This window comes from Lentzea californiensis (assembly GCF_024648825.1).
Taxonomy (GTDB): domain Bacteria; phylum Actinomycetota; class Actinomycetes; order Mycobacteriales; family Pseudonocardiaceae; genus Lentzea; species Lentzea californiensis.
Genome location: NZ_JANBBE010000004.1, coordinates 47,946 through 68,284, shown reverse-complemented (window position 1 = coordinate 68,284; position 20,339 = coordinate 47,946). Strand labels below are relative to the sequence as shown.

Genomic DNA, 20,339 nt, shown 5'->3' with positions numbered 1-20,339 from the left:
GTGCCCCAGGCCACTCCCGGCCTGGGGCACCTTCGTGTCCGCGAGGTCAACAGCATGAAGGCGCGAAGCACATCCGGTCGACCGTCCGCTCGGGACGATGCCGACAGGACGGATTGCGTTGTGCGGCAACGTCATCGCTTGACGCGCGGTAACACCTGCGTCGCCTCGGGGTCGCCCTTCGAGCGCTGGCGCAGGCGGGTGACGACGAACAGCACGACGGCCGCCGCCACGGCGAGCAGCACCAGCTTCTGGAAGACGCCTGCGTAGGACTCCACGCGGTGCCAGTTCTCGCCCAGCAGGTAGCCGGCGCCCACGAAGATGGTGTTCCAGATCAGGCTGCCCAGTGTGGTGAGCACGAGGAACTTCGGGAAGTTCATGCGTTCCACTCCCGCGGGCAGGGAGATGAAACTGCGGAACAGCGGCACCATCCGGCCGAAGAAGACGGCTTTCGTCCCATGGCGGGTGAACCAGGCTTCTGTCCTGTCGAAGTCGGTCACGCGGACCAATGGGATTCGGGCCACCAGGGCGCGGGTTCTGGTGCGGCCCAGGAGCATTCCCGCGAAGTAGACGATGACGGCTCCCGCCACCGAGCCCACGGTGGTCCAGAACAGGGCCGCGGGCAGGCTGAACACGCCCTTGCTCGCGGAGAAGCCGGCCAGGGGCAGCACCAGCTCGCTCGGGATGGGCGGGAACAGGTTGTCCAGGCCCACCACCACGGCCGCGCCCACGCCTCCCAGTGATTCCATCAGCGAGACGGCCCATTCAGCCAGCATCGGTTTTCCCCTCAGGTGACGGTGGATCGGTCGGGGTCAACGTTAGGAACGGGGAGTGGGCGGGACCATGAGGTTGTCCGTCGGGAACCGTGGGGGAAACCGCAGGGCGATACTGCGGTAAACCGCAATGCCGGGCGCTGGGCGGGTCAGTACGGTGGCGAACGTGCATCAGGTGGAGCGGCTCGGCGCGGGTTCGTTGGTGCGTGGCTGGTTCCGGATGCTCGTGGGTCTCACGATCGGTTCGCTGACGGGAGTGGCCGGTCTCGCCGCGGCGGCCGCCGGTGCGGGCGTGGTCGGGCTGACCGAGTACGAGCTCGGCCGGATCACGCGGTTCGACCGGGCCGTGCACACGAACCCGCTGACACGGCAGGGGTGCCGTCGTTACCTCGCGGTGCGGTGGCTGGTCGGCGCGCTCGGCGCCGGCGTGATCTGGATGCTGGCGTCCTGGTACGTCATCGGCATCTCGATGGTGACGGCGTGGCTGTTCGACGGCGACTGGGCGCTGATCGAGGACGCGGACCGGGTCACGCTCGGGCTGCTCGCACTGGTGGCGATCCCCGGTGCGCTGGTCATCTTCGTGACGACGGCCGGCGTGGTCGGCGTGGCGGTGCTGGACCGGTGGCTCGCCACCGAGATGCTCGGGACCAGCCAGCAGACGTTGCTGCGCGAGCGGGTCGCGGAACTGACGAGCACGCGGGCCGAGGTGATCGAGGCGATCGACGACGAACGGCGGCGCATCGAGCGCGACCTGCACGACGGAGTCCAGCAGCGGCTCGTGGCGCTCGGCATGCTGATCGGCCGGGCGAAGCGGGCCAGGGGTGAGGAGCAGTTGCAGGAGTTGTTGCGGCAGGCGCACGACACGGCGGGCGAGGCCATCGACGAGTTGCGCGAGGTCGCGACGCGCGTCTACCCGGCCGTGCTCGACGACGCGGGGCTGGACGCGGCGCTCGAGGTGCTGGCGGAACGGTCGAGCGTGCGCGTCGAGATCAGCAACGGGCTCGGGTCGTCGCCCGGCACCGCGCTGGAGACGGTGATCTACTTCGTCACGTCCGAGGCCGTCACCAACGCGGCCAAGCACGCGGACCCGTCGCTGGTCGAGATCCACCTGCGGCCGGACGGCGAGGGCGGCATCGCGGTCGTGGTGCGGGACGACGGCGTCGGTGGCGCCGACCCCACCGGCACCGGGCTGTCCGGGCTGGCGAGGAGGGTCAAGGCGGTGGACGGGGACTTCGAGGTGACCAGTCCGCCCGGCGGTCCCACCACGATCTACGCGAGGGTGCCGTGCGGGTGATCCTGGCCGAGGACTCGACGCTGCTGCGCGAGGGCCTGATCCGGTTGCTCGCCGAGGAGGGGCACGACGTCGTGGCCGCCGTCGGCACCGCGCCGGAGTTGCTGAAGGCCACCGAGGAACACCGGCCGGACATAGTGGTGACGGACGTCCGGATGCCACCGGACCACAAGGACGACGGCATGCGCGCCGCACTGGAGATCCGGGAGCGGTGGCCGGAGGTCAGCGTGCTCGTGCTCTCGCAGTACGTCGAGAACCGCTACGCCACCGAGCTCATCACCAGCACCGGTGGCAAGGTCGGCTACCTGCTCAAAGATCGGGTGGCGCAGGTCGACGAGTTCCTGGAGGCACTGGACAGGGTCGCGGCGGGCGGCGCGGCGTTCGACCCGGAGGTCGTGCGCAGGCTGCTGACCAGGACGACGCACGTCGACCCGCTCGAAACGCTGACGGCGAGGGAGAAAGAGGTCCTCGAACTGATGGCCCAAGGTCTCACCAACGCGCGCATCTCCGCACAGCTGCACATCTCGCAGAGCGCCGCGGAGAAGCACATCAACGCGATCTTCGACAAGCTCGGTCTCTCCGGCTCGTCCGGCCTGAGCCGCCGGGTGATGGCCGTCGTCCGTTACTTGGGCAGCTGATGACCGTCGAGGAGCTGCTCGCGACGCCGGGCGCGAAGCTCGAGCGCGGCACGTTCAACGATGCCGTGGTGGTGCAGGGGAAGTGGGTCGCGCGGTTCCCCCGCCAGGACCTGCCCGACGCACGGCGCCGCGTGCAAGCGCTCAGGCGGATCACGCGGCTCGGCCTGCCGTTCGCCGTGCCGGAGGTCGTCGAGGACCGGCTGGACCTGCCGCTGGGCCAGGCCCACGTCGTCATCTCGTACCTGCCCGGCAAGCGGGCGCGAACGGTGCGCGACGACGCGGTCCGCGAGGTGCTCGACGCCCTCGCGGCAGTCGAACCGGACGAAGAGCTCGTTGCCCTGCTCGACGAACCGCTGCACCACGCGGGCGGCCGGCACGCGGCGGAGACGATCACGGAGCTGGTGTTCCCGCTGCTCGACGCCGACGAACGCGCCCAGGCCGCGGAAGTCCTGCGACGCTTCGCGGACCTGCCACCGGCAAGAGGCTTCGTGCACGGCGACCTGGCACCGGTGAACCTGCGCTGGCACAAGGGAAAGGTCAGCGGGATCATCGACTGGGACTTCGCCTGCGCGGGCGATCCCGCCCTCGACGCGGCCGCGTTCGCGAGCTACGGCTGGCCCCTGGTCGAACGGGTCAGGCCGGAGCTGTACGAACGGGCCCGCACGCACGCCGCGATGTTCCCGCTGACCGGCGCGGTGTCCGCGATCCGTCAGCACGGCGACCCGGCGAGGTTCCTCGCCTGGTTCCGCCGCCGCTGCGCGGTCCGCGAACACCCACCGGCCGGCTGACACGACCGGGCACCCACTCCAGGCCGAAGACGCCGAACCGACGACGACCCAGGTGTGCTCACCATCACAGGCGTGCGGAGCACGCTCACCAGCTCCGAGGCGATCGCCGGGTTCCACAGAGCCGGCGACAAGCTCGACGACCTCACGCCGCCCCGCGGTTCGTCCTGCTCAGCGCCACCACCGCCGCCCAGGCCCGCCGGTCGCGCAGGCCCCGGAAACCTGGTCCCGCCGCCCTCCTTCAGGCCGCAGCGGCTCGCCGGCTCGGGTGCGCCCGCGCTGGTGCCTTCGAACGCGAATCCGTGCTCCTGGTCAGCGGGTTCACGCCGCCGAGGGCGCCCAGGCGCCGGACTTCACCCGGACGGAGGACTTGATCACTATGATGGGGGGGTGTCCCTGAGTCGTCGACCTCTCGCGTCACTCGCTGCGCTCGCGCTGGTCAGTGCGGTCACGGCGTGCACCAACGCGGCGGTCGGCGACCCGGTCGGAGCACCGCTCGACCAGCAGAAGGCCACGTCAACGAAGAAGGCGCCCCCGGCGGCGCCTCCCAGGGACAAGATCAAGCTCAGCGTCGAGAACGGCCGCCAGAGCGGCGGCACGGTCATCGCCGGGGCCGGGGACGCGCCGTACAACTACGCCCCCGCCGTGATGGTCGACAACGGCAAGGTGCGCGCGTGGTGGTGCAGCCAGCTGAGCGCGGCACCGCCCGGCGGCGACGACATCCTCTACAGCGAGGGCCCGGCCGCCGGTGGCCCGTTCTCGACGGCGGTCCCGGTCTTCTCCGGCAGCGGCGGCAGCTTCGACGCGATGCACACCTGCGACCCGTCGCTGATCAAGGTCGGCAGCCTCTACTACATGTATTACACGGGCGCGGCGCGGGACAACCACGCGAACGGCAGCTCGGTCGGCGTCGCGTCCAGCAGGGACGGCATCACCTGGAAGCGCGAGGCGGGCGGCCAGTCGATCGTCGCCCCCGCCGGCGACAACATCCGCGAGAACACCTACGGCGCGGGCCAGCAGTCGGCGATCTACGTCGACGGCTGGGTGTACCTGATGTTCACCGACACCACCGGCCTCGCCTCGCACCAGAACGGCGCCGGCCAGTACGTGCTGCGTTCGAAGGACCCGACGTTCACCAAGGGCGTCGAGGCACTCGGCACGCAGGGTTTCAAGCCGGTGACGTCGAACAACGGCCCGCGCACCCGCTCGGTGGTCGAGGCGTTCAGCGCGGACTGGATGTGGATCGAGGCGGCGTCGTCGTTCGCCATCGCCCACGAGACCGACGAGGGCACCACCATCACGTTCTGGAACAGGGACTTCACCCGCCACCCGTTCGAGGCCGTGCTGATCCCCGGTGCCTGGAAGGAAGGCCCCGGCCTGGTGCGCACGCCGGAGGGCCACGCTCCGGTGGACGGCAAGGACCCGTGCGCACGAGTGGCGCTGGACGTGCTGCGCGGCACCGTCGAGGGTCCGGCCGGACCGACGAACATCTCCCACTTCGGCCTCGACGCGGTCGGGCTCAAGGGCTGCGTCACCGCGACCGAGGTGAGGGCGCTGAACGGGTTCGCGGTGCCTTCGCCGGAACGCACGCTCGACGTCGTCGTGGGCGGCAACGTGATGCGGTTCGAGCGCCGGTCGGTGGCCGAGAAGTTCGCGCGCGGCGTGCTCGGCACCCGGCCTCAAGGCGTTGACACGCTGAAGCTCGCGTTCACCGTCCCGGCCGGCGCGCCCGCGGTGACCAACCCGGCGGGCCAGATCGGGCTGCTGCTCGACGGCAAGCTGTGGGTGGTCGGGTCCGCCGAGATCGCGAAGCTGAACTCGTCCACGATCACCCCGGTGTCCGCCGACCAGTGGGCCGGGTACGAGCGCCTGCCGGATCTCCTCCGGCGCTGACCGGATACGTTCTTCCCCGGGGTTGATCGGACATGGGGGACCGTCTGGTGGCAGTCACGACGCAACGACCCGGTGAGCTGGCGGACAGCGCGGTGCCGCTGCCGGACGAACCGAGGCACGAGCTCGCTTGGCTCGGCCTGCTGTCCGCGTTCGTCGCGTCGGTGGCGTTCCTGCTGCTCATCCCGGCCGGCTGGTCCCGGCTCGACCACCTGTGGGCCGAGGACGGCGCCCGGTTCGTGGTCGACGCGGTGCGCTCGCCGGCGTTGCGGAACCTGGTCGACCCCTACGGCGGCTACCTGCACGCGCTGCCCCGCCTGGTCGCCGAACTGGTCGCGGTGCTGCCGCTCGAGTGGACGGCCGCGGGCTTCGCGGTGTGCGCCGCTGTGCTGCGGGCGCTGGTCGCGTTGATCACGTTCTCGGCCTCCAAGGCGTACCTGAGGTCGACGCCGATGCGGTTCGCGCTGTCTTCCCTGGTCATCGTGTTGCCCGCGGGCAACTCCGAGACGTTGAACAACATGACGAACCTGCACTGGTTCCTGCTCTTCGGCGCCTTCTGGGCGTTGCTGTGGCGCAACGCCCCGCGCGTGCCGGTCGCGTTGTTCGTTGTCCTCGCCGCCCTGTCCAGCCCGCTGGTGTTCGTCCTGGCGCCGATCGCGCTCGTACGGCTCTTCCAGCCGCGCAGGGAGGTGCCGATCGCGTTCCTCGCCGCTCTGGCCGTGCAGGGCGTCACGATGCTGTTCGCCTCCCGGACGCCGTACTCGCACGACGAGGTCGACCCGGTGCAGGTGCTGCTGGCGAGCCTGCTGCGGGTGCCGGTGGTCGCGTTCACGGGGTCGGAGCGGGTCAGCCAGTTCTACCCGTCGGACGGCAACCTGCTGATCGTCGCCGCGCTGCTGGCCGCCGCCGTGCCGATCGCGGCGGGCCTGTGGTTCGGCGACCGGCCCGCACGGGCGCTCTCGCTGGTCGCCGGCGTCTACAGCGTGGTGGTCATCGTCGCGTGCCTGGTGCTGAACTGGACGCAGGTCCTGCAGGTGCAGGCGCCGGACGTCGTGATGGCCGGCCAGCGCTACAGCATCGCGCCGTGCCTGTTCCTGTTCACCGCGATCTTCGTGGGCCTCGACGCGGCGCCGCCGAAGACCTGGCAACGCCTGGTGGTGGGCGGTAGCCGCTACCTGATCGGATTCCTCGTGGTGGTCAGCATCTTCGCCCAGTTCCGGGAGACGAAGCCCGTGCTGACGGGCATTCCGTGGGACGACAGCCTGGCGCGCGCACGTGCGGAATGCGCCGCGGGCACACCGCAAGCGCGGCTGGAGCACGAGCCCAAGGACTGGTTCTTCGTCGTTCCGTGCGAATCGGTGCGCTGAGCGTCGAAACGCGGATTCCCGTTCGGCGCACCGCCGGCCGGACTGGCCGCCGAACGGGAAGGTGCGGCGTTCACCGCCCCCTGCTGCGCTACGCGCTGGAAGTTCGCCTGACGAAGTCGCGGAACGACCCCGCCGGCCTGCCCGTCACGTCCTGGACGGTCGTGGTGACCCGGTCCTCCGCTCCCCCTCGGATGTCCTCGTCGAGCCCGGCGAGGAGGGCGGCGAAGTCACGGGGCAGCACTTCGGCGATCCGCTCGGTCATCTCGGCGGTGCTGACCGGCTGGTGCCGGACGGGCTTACCGGTGACTTCGGTGATGATCGCGGCGGCATCGGCGTAGCTCAACGCCTCCGGGCCCGTGATCACGTGATCGGTGTTGTGCGGCAGAGGATCCGTCAAGGCACGGGCGGCCACTGCGGCAATGTCCCCGGCGTCGACGAACCCGACCCTGCCGTCTCCGGTGGCCGTCACGATCTCGCCCGCCCGGACCCCGGCGGCGAGCGGGTGGTCGCCGCTGAAGTTCTGCATGAACCAGGACGGCCGCAGCACCGCCCATTCCGGCAGGGTGCGCACGAGTGCTGGGAGAGCGCCCATCCCCGTGGCGCTCTCCGGCACCGCGGACGAGCTCAGCAGTACCACTCGCCGCACGAGCCGCGCTCGAGCGAGCAGCGACTCGACCACCGGAACGGGGTCGACGACTCCGATCGGGGGGATCAGGTAAACACGATCTATCCCTTCCAGGGCGCCTTCAAACGTTTCCGGCACGTCCCAGTCGAAGCGGACGTGGCCTGGGAGCACCGGTTTCCTGGTGCCGACGCGGGCATCGGGCAGCAACGAGGCGAGGCGGCTGCCGGTCGTGCCGGTGCCGCCGATGATCAGTGCGACCACGCCAGGTCCTGCACCATCAGCGGGTTCCAGTAGTCGCGGTAGCTCACGATCTCGCCGTCACGGGTCGTGACCACGACGATGTAGGCGGCCCGGTACGGCTCTCCGGTCGCGACCACGACACCCTCGGCCTCGAACTCGGCGATGACGACGTCCGGATCGGACGTCCGGTGCACGGCCTGCTTCGGGAAGCTCCGGATGTCGAGCATCTTCGGGTAGTCGCGCACGTAGTCCTCGACCGCGGCACGACCTTCCAGCCTGGCGGGCCAGCCGGGCGGGGCGAACGGGAACTCCGCCACGCCGTCCTCGGCCCACAGGCCCGCGAAGCCGATCATGTCCTTGTCCAGCAGCAGTTGCAGCGCCCTCGGGATGAGGTCCACGGAAGCTCCTCCGAAAGAAGTGGACGGGACGGTCCCGTCCCGTCCACAACGGTAGGCGGGACGGGACCGTCTCGTCCAGTCCTATGATGTGCGTCATGACCAAGCGCACCCCGACCGGCGCCGCCGTCCTGCAGCCCCAGGTGACCCAGGCGATCACCGACGCCGTGTTCGACGAGCTGGCCCTGCACGGCTACGGCCGGCTGTCGATGGAGGCCGTGGCCAAGCGGGCGGAGGTCGGCAAGAGCGCGCTGTACCGGAGGTGGCCGTCCAAACAGGACATGGTGGTGGCGGCGCTGTCGGAGTTCTCCGTGCCACTGGCCGAGGTCCCGGACACCGGCTCGTTGCGCGGTGACCTGCTGGCCACGGTCACGGCGGTGCACGACTGGCTGACGCACCCGAGGTTCGCCACGATCCTGCCCGACCTCACCGCCGAGGCCGTCCGCAATCCGGCGTTGTCCGAGGCGATCGCGGCGACGATCGGCGAACCCCGGCGCGCGCTCGGTGCGGTGACGCTGCGGCGGGCGGTCGACCGGGGCGAACTACCGGCGGACCTGGACTTCGAGATCGCCCTGGACCTGGTCGCGGCCCCGGTCTACTGGCGGCTGTCGGTCCGGCGTGCCGAGGTCGAGCCCGACTACCTCGAACGGCTCGTCGACCACCTGTTGCGCGCGCTTCAGTGCTGATAGCCGGGGTAGTCGACGTAGCCGTTCGGGGTCTGGAACCAGGTCTCCTGGTCGGAACCGGCGAGCGGCAGGCCCAGCCGGAACCGTTCGACCAGGTCGGGGTTGCCGATGTAGGCGCGGCCGTAGCTGATCAGGTCGGCGCCGTTGGCGAGCCAGCGCTCCCCCTGCTCCTGGGTGCTCTCGACCGGGCCGATCTGGCCGCCGGGGTTGAGGATGAACGCGGTCGGCCACGCCTTGCGCAGCCCCATCAGCGCCTCGTCGTCCACAGTGGCCAGAACGTGGACGTAAGCGATGTCCGGCAACGCTTTCAGCAGCTCGCCGTAGAGCGCGGGGACGTTCTCCTCGACGATGCCCTGGATCTCGCCGCCCGGTGAGAGCCGGATGCCGACGCGGTCCGCGCCGATGGCGTCCACGGCCGCCTCGACGGCTTCCACGGCGAACCGGATGCGGCCGCTGATCGAGCCGCCGTAGCCGTCGGTGCGCTCGTTCGCGCTGGAGGACAGGAACTGCTGGATCAGGTAGCCGTTCGCACCGTGCAGTTCGACCCCGTCGAACCCGGCGTCGACGGCCTTGCGGGCCGCGTCCCCGAACGCCTGGACCTGGTCGGCGACCTCGGCCGCCGACAGCGCCCGCGGCACCGGTGCGGGCTTCATGCCGGTCGGCGTGAACACCTGCGCGTCGGCCGCGATCGCCGACGGGCCGACGGGCTGGTGCCCGGCGACCTCCACGTGACCGATGCGGCCACCGTGCATGAGCTGGGCGAAGATGCGTCCGCCGTTGGCGTGCACGGCGTCGGTGACCACGCGCCAGGCCGCGACCTGGTCGTCGGTGTGCACGCCGGGCATGAACGGACCGGCCTGGCCGACCGCGTTCGGGTGCACGCCTTCGGTGACGATGAGTCCGGCGGTGGCGCGCTGGGCGTAGTAGGTGGCCGTGGCCTCGGTCGGTTTGCCGTCTACGGCCCGTGCGCGGGTCATCGGCGCCATCACGAGGCGGTTCGGCAGAGTCAGGTTTCCGAGTCGGTAGCTGCTGAGAAGCATGAGAGCTAGGCTAGAAAACTGACATTGACGTCAGAGGTAGCTTTTGTGGCGGAGGTCTCATGCGCATCGGTGAGCTGGCGGAACGCACGGGCGTGAGCGTGCGCGCGTTGCGCTACTACGAGGAGCAGGGCCTTCTCGCGTCCGAACGCAGCGAGAGCGGGCAACGGCGCTACATCGAGAACGCCGTCGGCCGGGTGCGGCTGATCCAGCAGCTCTACGCCGCGGGAATTTCCAGCGCGTCGATCCTGGAGATGCTGCCGTGTGTGGTGACGGGGGTGGCGGCGCCGGAGGTGCTGGCCAAGCTGCACGGGCACCGGTCGTCGGTGGTGAAGCAGATCGAGGAGCTGCAGGAGACCCTCCTGCAGCTCGACACGGTGATCGCGGGCGCCACGAAGGCCTACGCGACCGGGGTGCCGTGCCCGCCCGGCTGAGCGGGCACGGCACGGACGTCAGATCGTGGCGGCGTCGATCACGAACCGGTACCGCACGTCGCTCGACTGCACCCGCTCGTAGGCGGTGTTGATCTCGTCGGCGCCGATCAGCTCGATCTCCGAACCGAGGCCGTGCTCGGCACAGAAGTCCAGCATCTCCTGGGTCTCCGCGATGCCGCCGATCATCGAGCCGGCGAGCGTCTTGCGTCCGCCGAGCAGCCCGAACAGGTTCAGCGAGATCGGCTCCTCCGGCGCGCCGACGTTCACGAGCGCGCCGTCGGTCCTGAGCAGCCCGAGGTAGGCACCGAAGTCGAGCGGCGCGGACACCGTGGACAGGATCACGTCGAACTTGCCGGCGAGCTCGGTGAACGTCGCCGGGTCGCTGGTCGCGCGGTAGTCCTGGGCGCCGAGCTTGAGCCCGTCGTCCTTCTTGCGCAGCGACTGCGACAGCACGGTGACCTCGGCGCCGAGCGCGGCGGCGATCTTGACGCCCATGTGGCCGAGCCCGCCCAGGCCGACGACGGCGACCTTCTTGCCCGGTGCGACGCCCCAGTGCTTGAGCGGCGAGTAGACGGTGATGCCCGCGCACAGCAGCGGCGCGGCCACGTCCAGCGGGAGCCCTTCGGGGATCCGCACGACGAAGTTCTCGTCGACGACGATCTGCTTCGAGTAACCGCCGTAGGTGACGTCGCCGTGGCGGTCGACAGCGTTGTAGGTCATGGTGTTGCCGCCCGTGCAGTACTGCTCGAAACCGCGCAGGCAGTTGTCGCACTCGCGGCACGAGTCGACCATGCAGCCGACGCCGACGCGGTCACCGACGGCGTGGCGGGTGACCTCGGAGCCGACCTCGACGACCACGCCGGCGATCTCGTGGCCCGGGACCATCGGGAAGATGCCCTGGCCCCAGCCCTCGTCGACCTGGTGGATGTCCGAGTGGCAGATGCCCGCGAACTTGATGTCGATCAGGACGTCGTGCGCGCCGACCGCGCGACGTTCGATGGTGGTGCGCTCCAGCGGTGCCTTGGGTGCTGGAGCGGCGTAGGCAGCGACGGTGCTCATCAGTTTCTCTCCTCGTCGTCGTGTCGTTGAAGACACTGCGCCGCTTCGGGAGAGCTACCCAGCCACCTGTTCTTCGTACGACTGGCGTGCCTACCACCAGCAGTAGCAGGCACGGTCCGCCCAGGCCGGGAATACTCGGGTGCATGGACGTCGACCCGCGCACCGAGCTGAGCGAGTTCCTGCGCAGCCGCCGGGCGCGGCTGTCCCCCGACGACGTCGGGCTGCCCCGCTACGGCCGCACCCGCCGCGTGCCAGGCCTGCGCCGCGAGGAGCTGGCGCAGCTCGCGGGCGTCTCGGTGGCGTACTACACGCGTCTCGAGCAGGGCAACGGCCGCAACGTCTCGGACGAGGTGCTGGACTCGATCGCACGCGCGTTGCGGCTCGACGAGGCCGAGCAGACGCACCTGCGCAACCTGACGGCCTGCCCGCACGACAACAAGAAGAAGAAAAAGGCCTCACGCGGTGTCCGGCCGGCCCTGAAGCACCTGCTCGACAACATCGGCGTGCCCGCCTACATCGGAGGCCGCCGCTCGGACGTCCTCGCGTGGAACCCGATGGCCGCGGCGCTGTTCGGCGACTGGGCCGAGCTGGAGCCGCGCGACCGGAACTGGGCGCGCTTCATCTTCCTCCGGACCTCCTACCAGGAGCTCTTCGTCAACTGGGAGAGCAAGGCCGCCGACGTCGTCGGGTTCCTGCGGATGGACGCCGGGTGCTACCCGAACGACCCCGAGCTCACCGCCCTGATCGGGGAGCTGTCGGTGAAGAGCGAGCTGTTCCGGCAGCTCTGGGCCAAGCACGACGTCAAGGAGAAGTCGTTCGGCACGAAGGCGCTCCGCCACCCGCTCGTGGGCGAGATGGCGCTGTCGTACGAGACGCTGCGGATGCCGAGCGAGCCGGACCTGTTCCTGACCACCTACCACGCCGAGCCCGGTACGCCGTCCGCCGAGGCGCTGCAGCTGCTGGCCAGCTGGGGCAGGGACGCGACCCGCTCCGGCGAGTCTGTCAAGAACCGGACATGAGAACACCGCGTCTGGAGATCGAGTACTGCACCCAGTGCCGCTGGCTGCTGCGCGCGGGCTGGACCGCGCAGGAGCTGCTGACCACGTTCACCGCGGAACTGGGCGAGGTCGCGCTGATCCCCGGTACCGGCGGCGTGTTCGACGTGCGGCTCGACGGCGAGACCCTGTGGTCGCGCAAGGCCGAGGAGGGCTTCCCGGACCTCGCGGCGCTCAAGCAGCTCGTGCGCGACCGGGTGGCGCCGGAGCGTTCCCTGGGCCACACCGATCGCAAGAACCCGGCCGACGCCTGACCGAAGGGTCACTCACGCGAACGCCTGCCGCGCAAGGCTTTCCGGAACTGCTGCCACAGCTGCCTGGCCCACTTCTCGTGCCCTCCCGCGAGGTAGGCGGCGTGAGCGGCGTTCAGGTGGTGTTGCGCTTCCTCCTGTCGTCCGGAGTCCGACGCGATCAGCGCGAGCCTCTTGTGCACACGACCGACCAGATCGAGGCGGCCGACCTCCGCGAAGATCTCGGCGCCGGCGTGGAAGTGCTCGACAGCGAGGTCCGGTTGAGACTCGTCGTCGGCGAGGATGCCCATGTCGTAACGGATCTGGCCCTCGCCCACCCGCTCGCCGCCGTCGCGGTACACGGTCAGCGCCCTGCGGTAGTGCGTCCACGCCGAGGAGAAGTCGTTCTTCTTGCGGGCGAGTGTGCCCAGGCTGTGCAGGGCCCTGCCCTCTCCCGCGCGGTCGCCCAGTTCCCTGCTGGCCGCGGCAGCCTGGTCGAACCGCGCGTACGCGGCCTCGTCGTGCCCCGCTTCGCGGTGGATCCAGCCGAGCCCGCGCAGTGCCTTGGCTTCGCTGTCCCCGTCGCCGAGACGCACCGCGGCGTCGCGTGCCAGTTCGTAGGTGAGAAATCCCTCCTCGCTGTTGCGGCGGCCGTAGAACCGGAACGTGCCCAGGGCGAAGGCCATGCCCAGCACTTCCTCGTAGCGGCCGAGCCCGTGCGCGAGTTGGACGACCGCGACGATGTTGCTGCGCTCGGCCCGTTGTTGCTCTGCCTGGCCCGCCGCCTGGACGCAGTAGTCGATCAAGCGAACGCACGCAGCGTGACGCACCTCTTCGTCGTCGGCTGCGCAGTGTTCCGCCGCGTACAGACGAAGCAGGTCGTGGAACCGGAACCAGCCGTGCGGTTCGCCGCTCTCGATCATGTGCGCGCGACGCAGGCCCGCCAGCAGCTTCTGGGTCGCCCGCACCGGTTGCCCTGCCAGGGCCGCGGCGGCCCCGGTGCTGACCTGACGGCCGGGGTTGAGCGACAGCAACCGGAACAGCCGCTGTTCGGCCGGGTCGAGCCGGTCGTGGGAGAGGTCGAACGCCGCCCGCACGGCCACGTCCTCGTGATAGCTCAGCTCGGTGAGCCGGGCCTGTTCCAACAGCACGACGAGGTCGGCGAGTGGGAGGCCGGGGTCGTCGGACAGCAGAGCGGCGACGATGCCGAGCGCGAGCGGCAACCGTCCGCAGAGCTCGGAAATCTCGTGCGCGGTCTCCGGCGCGGACGCCACCCGCTGGTCGGCGGGGTCGGTGGCGCGCGTCAGGTTCGCCAGCATCGCCACCGAGTCCCCGGCGGGCAGGACCTCCAGAGACAGGCGACGGGCTCCCTGCAGGTCGCCCAGCGTGTGGCGGCTGGTCACGAGCACGCGGTGCTGGTCGCCCGGCGGCAGCAGCGGACGGACCTGTTCGGAGGAGGAAGCGTTGTCCAGCACCACGAGCGTCGGCCGGCGCTGGGCGAGCCTGGAGCGGTAGAGCGCTTCCCGTTCCGGTTGCGACTCGGGCACCCTGACCACGCCGAGTGCGCCGAGGAACGTGGCGAGCGCGATCAGCGGTTCGACGCGCGTGCCCGGCGAGTAACCCTGGAGGTCCACGAACAGCACGCCACCGGGGAACTGGCCCGCGGCGACGGCGTCGTGGGCCGCCTTGACCGCGAGCGTGGTCTTGCCGACGCCGGCCAGGCCCGTCGACACCACGACCGGTTGCGGGCTGCTCAACGCCTCGGCGACGGCCGTCAGGTCGGCCTCCCTGCCGGTGAACCCGGCGGCGACCGGGGGCAGTCCGTCGAGCGCGGTCGGGGCGCGTGACTGCAGGTAGACGTCCCGCGCCTGCACCACGGTGCCGTGGACGTCCCCGTTCACCTCGTTGTGCACACGTTCGTTGTACCGCAGACCCGCGAATTCGCTGCGGCACGGAATGGCTGCTCGTCGCGTTGCAGGGACTGGCCTTCGGGCACGGTTCCATTGCCAACGGCGACCCGGCGATCATCGCCACCTGATCGTGCTCGCCAACACGGTGGCCATTGTGGACAGTGGGGCGACCATTCGCCACCGAACCACCGTCTCAGCCGGTGAGAATCCGTTGCTCCTCAAGGCTGTTCTGGTAGACCTCTGCGGCTGTCCACCAGGTCGATCGCTCCAGCGGGTTTCGAGCCGTCACTCATACGTTCTTCAACTAACCAAGAACGTGCTCGCACCGACTCACGCCTGCTGACCGCTTGGGGGACTTCTGAGATGTCGCACGAAGCTGAAGTGGACGGCGGCTGCCTTCCCGACCTGCTGCGCAAGCAGGTCGAGGAACACCCTGATCGCACGGCCGTCGTCTTCGGTGAACAGAGCATCACCTACGGCGAACTCTTCGAGCAGAGTTCCGCGCTGGCCACACACCTGCGGCGGCTCGGCATCAGCGAGGACGACTGCGTCGGCATGTTCGTCGAGCCGTCACTGGACCTCGTGGTCGGAGCGTGGGGGATCCTCTGCGCCGGCGGCGCCTACCTGCCGCTGAGCCCGGAGTACCCCGAGGAGCGGCTCCGGTACATGATCGAGGACTCGCGCACGAAGGTCGTCGTGACGCAGCCCGCGCTCAAGCAACGCCTGGCCGAACTCGCCCCCGGCACAACGAGGATCGTCACGCTCGACGACTGCGACGAGGCGTTCGACGACGGCTTCTCCCCTGCCCACAACAGTCTCGCGTACATCATCTACACCTCGGGCAGCACCGGCCGGCCCAAGGGCGTGATGATCGAACACCGCAGCATCGTCAACCAGATGCTGTGGCTGCACGACGCGCACGCCATCGACGGCACGAAGCGCGTGGTGCAGAAGACCCCGATGAGCTTCGACGCGGCGCAGTGGGAGATCCTCGCCCCCGCGGTCGGCAGCACCGTGGTGATGGGCCGGCCCGGCATCTACCGCGACCCCGAGATGCTGATCGAGACCATGCGCGAGCAGGGCGTCACCACGCTGCAGTGCGTGCCGACGCTGCTCCAGGCGCTGATCGACACCGAGGAGTTCCACACCGTCACCTCGCTGAAGCAGGTCTTCAGCGGCGGCGAGGCGTTGTCCCGCACGCTGGCGCAGGCGTTCTTCGCGGACATGCCGAACGTGGGCCTCATCAACCTCTACGGGCCGACGGAGACGACGATCAACTCGTCGTCGTACGTGGTCGACCCCGCCGCACTCGCCGAAGCCCCGAAGTCGATCTCGATCGGCCTGCCCGTCGCGAACACGACGTACCTGGTGCTCGACGACAACCGCGACATGGTCACGCCCGGCGAGATCGGTGAGCTCTACATCGGCGGCGCCCAGGTCGCCCGCGGCTACCTGCACCAGCCGGAGCTGACCGAGGAACGGTTCGTGGACGGCATGTTCCGCACCGGCGACCTCGTGACGCAGAACCTCGACGGCACGGTGCAGTTCGCCGGCCGCGCGGACAGCCAGGTCAAGCTGCGCGGCTACCGGGTCGAGCTGGACGAGATCCGGCTCGCGATCGAGACGCACGACTGGGTGCGCAACGCCGCGGTGATCGTCAAGGAGGACGAGCGCACCGGGTTCCAGAACCTGATCGCGTGCGTCGAGCTGAACCCCAAGGAAGCCGCCCTGATGGACCAGGGCAACGCCGGTTCGCACCACCAGTCGAAGTCCAGCCGGCTGCAGGTCCGCGCGCAGCTGTCGAACCCCGGGGTGCGCGACGACCTCGCCGACCGGCAGAGCTTCGAACTGCCCGGCGAGGAAGCCTCGTGCCTGCAGCGCAAGGTCGTCTTCTCGCGCAAGTCCTACCGCTTCTACGAGGGCGGCCAGGTCACCGGCGCCGATCTGGCGCGGTTGCTGGAACGCAAGCCGATCGGTGCCGGCTCCCAGGACCCGAAGTCCGTCCACGTCTCCGAACTCGGTGAGATCCTGCGCTACTTCGGCGCGCACTTCAGCGACCAGCGGCTGCTGCCGAAGTACGGCTACGCGTCGCCGGGTTCGCTCTACGCGACCCAGCTCCACCTGGAACTGCACCACATCGCGGGGCTGCCGGCCGGGTTGTACTACTACCACCCGCTGCGCCACCAGCTCGTGCTGATCAAGCCGCTCGAGGAAAGCTTCGAGGTGCAGGCGAAGCTGCACTTCATCGGGCACAAGGCCGCGATCGAGGCGGTGTACCTCAACAACATCCAGGAGGTCCTGGAGATCGAGACCGGCCACATGGTCGGGCTCTTCGAGGAGGTCCTGCCCGGTTACGGCCTGGACATCAAGGCCTCCGCGTACACGCCGGAGACCAAGGCCCTGCTCGACGTCGACGATGAGGACTACTACCTCGGCACGTTCGAACTGTGCGCGTACACCGGTGTCCGCGAGGACGAGGTCGACATCTACGTCCAGACGCACCCCGGCCGCGTCGCGAACCTGCCCGGCGGCCAGTACCGCTACGCCGGCGGCGAGTTCGAGCGGGTGTCCGACGAACTGGTGCTGCGCAAGCACGTCATCGCGATCAACCAGGCGGTCTACGAGCGCGCGAGCTTCGGCATCAGCGCCATCGGCCGGTCGACGGAGCTGTGGCGGCGCTACATCGACCTCGGCCGGACCATGCACCGGTTGTCCGCCAACGACGTCGACCTCGGCTTCATGTCGTCGGGCTACAGCTCGAAGACGAACAACGACCTCCCGTCGGCCAAGCGGATCTGCGACATCCTGAAGGCCGCCGGTCAGCAGGACGGCCCGTCGTACTTCTTCCTGGGCGGCAAGGTCTCCTACGACCAGCGCCGCAGCCCCGGCATGAAGGAGGACGTCGTCCACATGAAGGGCCCGGCCGAGCTGATCCGCGACGACCTGGTCAACTTCCTGCCGGACTACATGATCCCGAACAAGGTCGTGGTGCTCGACGCGCTGCCGGTCACCGCGAACGGCAAGATCGACGTCAAGGCCCTGGAGAAGTCGGACAAGACCAACGTCGACGACCAGGACCGGCCGTTCGTCGCGCCGCGCACCGTCACCGAGCGCCGCATCAGCGAGATGTGGAAGAAGCTGATGAAGCGCGAGACCGTCTCGACGCACGACGACTTCTTCGAGACCGGCGGCAACTCGCTGATCGCGGTCGGGCTCGTCAACCGCATCAACAAGGACTTCGGCACCAGCCTGCCGCTGCAGGTGCTCTTCGAGTCGCCGACGATCGAGCAGCTCTCCCGGCGCGTCGACGGCCTGCACGAGGGACCGATCTCACGGCTGGTCCCGTTGCAGCCCGGCGGGGACGGCGCTCCCGTCTTCTGCTGGCCGGGGCTCGGCGGCTACCCGATGAACCTGCGCACGCTCGCAAGTCGTTCGGAGCGCCCGTTCTACGGCGTGCAGGCGCACGGCATCAACGAGGGCGAGGCGCCGTACGGCACGATCCGCGAGATGGCCGCCGCCGACATCGAGGCGATCAAGGAGGTGCAGCCGGAGGGCCCGTACACGTTGTGGGGCTACTCCTTCGGCGCGCGGGTCGCGTTCGAGACGGCCTACCAGCTCGAGCAGGCGGGCGAGGTGGTCGAGAACCTGTACCTCATCGCGCCGGGCTCGCCGAAGGTGCGCTCGGAACGGGACAGCGACGAGGCCTCGTACGACAACAGCGCGTTCGTGACGATCCTCTTCTCGGTGTTCGCGGGCAGCATCACCGACGCCCGCCTCTCCCGGTGCCTGGAGGTCGCGCGGGACGAGGACAGCTTCGCGGCGTTCGTCAGCGGCGAGTTCCGCGACCTCGACAGCGAGCTCGTGCGGCGGATCATCAAGATCGTCACCGAGACGTTCTCCTTCAAGTACACCTTCGGTGAACTGGCCGAGCGGACGATCACCGCGCCGCTCACCATCTTCAAGGCGCAGGGCGACGACTACTCGTTCATCGAGGGCAGCGAGGGCTTCTCGGTCACCGACCCGGTGGTCGTCGAGCTGGAGGCGGACCACTACAGCCTGCTGCGCGAGCCCGACATCGACGAGCTGCTGGCGTCCATGCGGCAGAACGCGACCGTGCAGGAGGAGGTCGCGCGGGTGCCGGTGCTGCTGTCCGACGAGCAGATGGCCGAACTGATCGCGGCCGTCACCAAGGCCGTCACCCTCGCCATCGCGGGAGGCCGGTCGTGAGGAGGCTCGCATGCCGCACGTGAACATCAAGCACTTCCCTGCACCGCTCAACGACGAGCAGACGTCCGAGCTGGTCTCGGCCATCACGGAGGCGGTGACGAGGGCGTTCGGCTGTGCCGAGGGCGTCGTGTCGATCGCCTTGGAACCGGTCGAGCAGCAGGCGTGGCAGGACCAGGTCTACGCGCCGGAGATCGTGGAACGGAACCACCTCCTGCGCAAGACCCCGAGCTACTGAGGTGCCGATGCGCATTCCCCTGGTGTACAGCGAGGAAGTGGCCGAGGCGGTCACGGCGGGCCAGCCCGTCGTGGCGCTGGCGTCGGACGTGCTCAGGTCCGGCCCGGACAGCGCCGAGACCGCGCGCCTGGTCGAGGACGCGGTGCGGGCGAGCGGGTCGGTCCCCGCCACGATCGGCGTCGACAAGGGCCGGATCCTCGTCGGCCTCTCCGAGTCCGACATCGAGAGGTTCGCCGCCACACCAGGGGTGTCCGCAGTGGACGGCCGGGACCTGCCGGTCGTCCTGGCCCGCGGCACGACAGGGGCGGCGACGGTCTCGGCGTCGATGGTCGCGGCCGGGCTCGCGGGGCTGAAGTTCCTGTCCAGCGCGGAGATCGGCGGCGTGCACCGGGGCGGCCGGCGGCTGTCCCCCGACCTCGTGCAGCTCACCCGTTCCAAGCTCGCGGTGGTCTGCGCGGGGGCCCGGCACACCCTCGACCTCGGGCTCACGCTGGAGTTCCTGGAAACGCACTGCGTTCCGGTCGTCGCCTACCGGTCGGACGACTTCCCCGCGTTCTACTTCGAGACCTCCGGTCTGCCCAGCCCGCACCGCGTCGACGACCCGCGGGTGATGGCCCGCGCGATCGAAAGCCACTGGGCACTCGGCAACCCCGGCTCGTTCCTCGTGACCACACCGACGAAGCCCGCGGACGCGATCGACGACGACGAGATCGAGTCCGTGAAGGCGACACTGGCGGTGCGGATCAGCACCGCCGAGGTCGCGGGAGAGCTCGCCGCCGCCCACGCGAAGGAGTTCCCGTCTTGAACCGGTGCGCGATCTTCGACCTCGACGGCACGCTCGTCGACTCCCCGCGCGGGATCGTCACGACGTTCGCCGCGGTGTTCGCCCAGCTCGACCTGCCCACGGCGGACTCGCCGACCATCCGCGCCACGATCGGGCTCCCGCTGCCCGCCGCGTTCGCGAAGGTGCTCGGGACGTCCGAGGACGAACCGGTCGTCACCGCCTGCGTCGAGCTCTACCACCCGACGTACCGCAAGATCGTGCTGCCGATGGCGACGCAACTGGTGTTCCCTGGCGTGTACGACGGGCTGCAGTCGTTGCGGGACGACGGTTTCCAGCTCGCCGTCGCCACGAGCAAGTTCATCGGGAACGCCGAGGCGCTGCTCACCGCGGCCGGTCTGCGCGAGGAGTTCTCCGTCGTCGTCGGCGCGGACCAGGTCTCGAAACCCAAGCCCCATCCCGAATCCGGCCTGCTCGTGCTGCGCAGGCTCGGGGTGTCCCCGCGCAACGCGGTCATGGTCGGGGACACCACTCACGACATCAACATGGCGCACGGAGCGGGCATCGCGTCCATCGCCGTGACCTACGGCGTGCACGGCGTCGACCAGTTGCTCAACGCGAACCCGACCTGGCTGGTCGACTCGTTCGCCGGGGTCGTGGCCGCCGTGCGCGAGTGCGCCTGAG

General features: G+C 69.7%; 19 protein-coding genes. 13 read left to right on the top strand and 6 right to left on the bottom strand.

Annotation, left to right across the window (positions count from 1 at the left end; all coding sequences use genetic code 11):
- Window positions 1–131: 131 nt before the first annotated feature.
- Window positions 132–773, bottom strand: coding sequence for a DedA family protein (locus LX88_RS17175; protein ID WP_258948797.1), 642 nt, complete (start codon window positions 771–773; stop codon window positions 132–134).
- Window positions 774–936: 163 nt separating this feature from the next.
- Here LX88_RS17175 and LX88_RS17170 point away from each other — a divergent pair, with 163 nt between their 5' ends.
- The 5 genes from LX88_RS17170 to LX88_RS17150 all read left to right on the top strand — a co-directional run bounded on the left by LX88_RS17170 (window position 937) and on the right by LX88_RS17150 (window position 6,741).
- Window positions 937–2,064 carry a sensor histidine kinase gene (locus LX88_RS17170; RefSeq protein ID WP_258948796.1) on the top strand — a complete coding sequence of 376 codons (1,128 nt, stop codon included), beginning with the start codon at window positions 937–939 and terminating at the stop codon, window positions 2,062–2,064.
- Window positions 2,055–2,699 (top strand): response regulator transcription factor, encoded by a 645-nt coding sequence (locus tag LX88_RS17165; protein WP_258948795.1) that lies wholly within the window; start codon window positions 2,055–2,057, stop codon window positions 2,697–2,699. The genes LX88_RS17170 and LX88_RS17165 overlap by 10 nt, the downstream gene beginning before the upstream one ends.
- A complete protein-coding gene (locus tag LX88_RS17160) occupies window positions 2,699–3,487 on the top strand; it encodes a phosphotransferase (protein WP_258948794.1) in 789 nt (262 codons plus the stop codon). Before LX88_RS17165 ends, LX88_RS17160 begins: the two co-directional genes overlap by 1 nt.
- A gap of 387 nt (window positions 3,488–3,874) precedes the next feature.
- Window positions 3,875–5,377: a glycoside hydrolase family protein gene (locus tag LX88_RS17155; protein WP_258948793.1), complete on the top strand. Its 1,503-nt coding sequence runs from the start codon at window positions 3,875–3,877 to the stop codon at window positions 5,375–5,377.
- Between the two features lie 47 nt (window positions 5,378–5,424).
- On the top strand, window positions 5,425–6,741 hold the full coding sequence (locus LX88_RS17150; RefSeq protein ID WP_258948792.1) for a hypothetical protein: 1,317 nt from the start codon (window positions 5,425–5,427) through the stop codon (window positions 6,739–6,741).
- Between the two features lie 88 nt (window positions 6,742–6,829).
- Here LX88_RS17150 and LX88_RS17145 read toward each other — a convergent pair whose 3' ends face one another.
- Together LX88_RS17145 and LX88_RS17140 are read right to left on the bottom strand one after the other, a co-directional pair.
- Window positions 6,830–7,627, bottom strand: coding sequence for a Rossmann-fold NAD(P)-binding domain-containing protein (locus LX88_RS17145; RefSeq protein WP_258948791.1), 798 nt, complete (start codon window positions 7,625–7,627; stop codon window positions 6,830–6,832).
- Complete coding sequence (locus LX88_RS17140) at window positions 7,615–8,004, bottom strand: nuclear transport factor 2 family protein (RefSeq protein ID WP_258948790.1); 390 nt, start codon at window positions 8,002–8,004, stop codon at window positions 7,615–7,617. Before LX88_RS17140 ends, LX88_RS17145 begins: the two co-directional genes overlap by 13 nt.
- A gap of 95 nt (window positions 8,005–8,099) precedes the next feature.
- Between LX88_RS17140 and LX88_RS17135 the strand changes: the two genes are divergently transcribed.
- Entirely contained in the window at window positions 8,100–8,687 is a 588-nt protein-coding gene (locus tag LX88_RS17135) for a TetR/AcrR family transcriptional regulator (protein WP_258948789.1), read from the top strand.
- Here LX88_RS17135 and LX88_RS17130 read toward each other — a convergent pair.
- Window positions 8,678–9,727: an alkene reductase gene (locus LX88_RS17130; protein ID WP_258948788.1), complete on the bottom strand. Its 1,050-nt coding sequence runs from the start codon at window positions 9,725–9,727 to the stop codon at window positions 8,678–8,680. The genes LX88_RS17135 and LX88_RS17130 overlap by 10 nt on opposite strands.
- Before the next feature lie 59 nt (window positions 9,728–9,786).
- Between LX88_RS17130 and LX88_RS17125 the strand changes: the two genes are divergently transcribed.
- Window positions 9,787–10,158 (top strand): MerR family transcriptional regulator, encoded by a 372-nt coding sequence (locus LX88_RS17125; RefSeq protein WP_258948787.1) that lies wholly within the window; start codon window positions 9,787–9,789, stop codon window positions 10,156–10,158.
- Window positions 10,159–10,176: 18 nt separating this feature from the next.
- On the opposite strand, the gene LX88_RS17120 is transcribed toward LX88_RS17125, so the two are convergent.
- Window positions 10,177–11,217 (bottom strand): NAD(P)-dependent alcohol dehydrogenase, encoded by a 1,041-nt coding sequence (locus LX88_RS17120; RefSeq protein ID WP_258948786.1) that lies wholly within the window; start codon window positions 11,215–11,217, stop codon window positions 10,177–10,179.
- A 143-nt stretch (window positions 11,218–11,360) separates the two neighbouring features.
- Between LX88_RS17120 and LX88_RS17115 the strand changes: the two genes are divergently transcribed.
- Both LX88_RS17115 and LX88_RS17110 read left to right on the top strand, forming a co-directional pair.
- Window positions 11,361–12,236 (top strand): helix-turn-helix domain-containing protein, encoded by an 876-nt coding sequence (locus LX88_RS17115; protein WP_258948785.1) that lies wholly within the window; start codon window positions 11,361–11,363, stop codon window positions 12,234–12,236.
- A complete protein-coding gene (locus tag LX88_RS17110; protein ID WP_258948784.1) occupies window positions 12,233–12,526 on the top strand; it encodes an Rdx family protein in 294 nt (97 codons plus the stop codon). Before LX88_RS17115 ends, LX88_RS17110 begins: the two co-directional genes overlap by 4 nt.
- A gap of 8 nt (window positions 12,527–12,534) precedes the next feature.
- Here the strand turns inward: LX88_RS17110 and LX88_RS17105 are convergent, their stop codons facing one another.
- Window positions 12,535–14,415 (bottom strand): ATP-binding protein, encoded by a 1,881-nt coding sequence (locus tag LX88_RS17105; RefSeq protein ID WP_258948783.1) that lies wholly within the window; start codon window positions 14,413–14,415, stop codon window positions 12,535–12,537.
- A 360-nt stretch (window positions 14,416–14,775) separates the two neighbouring features.
- Between LX88_RS17105 and LX88_RS17100 the strand changes: the two genes are divergently transcribed.
- Genes LX88_RS17100 through LX88_RS17085 form a run of 4 tightly spaced genes read left to right on the top strand, consistent with a single transcriptional unit; the run spans window position 14,776 to window position 20,338 of the window.
- A complete protein-coding gene (locus LX88_RS17100) occupies window positions 14,776–18,639 on the top strand; it encodes an amino acid adenylation domain-containing protein (RefSeq protein ID WP_258948782.1) in 3,864 nt (1,287 codons plus the stop codon).
- A 10-nt stretch (window positions 18,640–18,649) separates the two neighbouring features.
- On the top strand, window positions 18,650–18,874 hold the full coding sequence (locus tag LX88_RS17095; protein WP_258948781.1) for a tautomerase family protein: 225 nt from the start codon (window positions 18,650–18,652) through the stop codon (window positions 18,872–18,874).
- A gap of 7 nt (window positions 18,875–18,881) precedes the next feature.
- Entirely contained in the window at window positions 18,882–19,679 is a 798-nt protein-coding gene (locus tag LX88_RS17090; protein WP_258948780.1) for a pseudouridine-5'-phosphate glycosidase, read from the top strand.
- Complete coding sequence (locus tag LX88_RS17085) at window positions 19,676–20,338, top strand: HAD family hydrolase (protein ID WP_258948779.1); 663 nt, start codon at window positions 19,676–19,678, stop codon at window positions 20,336–20,338. The genes LX88_RS17090 and LX88_RS17085 overlap by 4 nt, the downstream gene beginning before the upstream one ends.
- Window position 20,339: the final 1 nt, after the last annotated feature.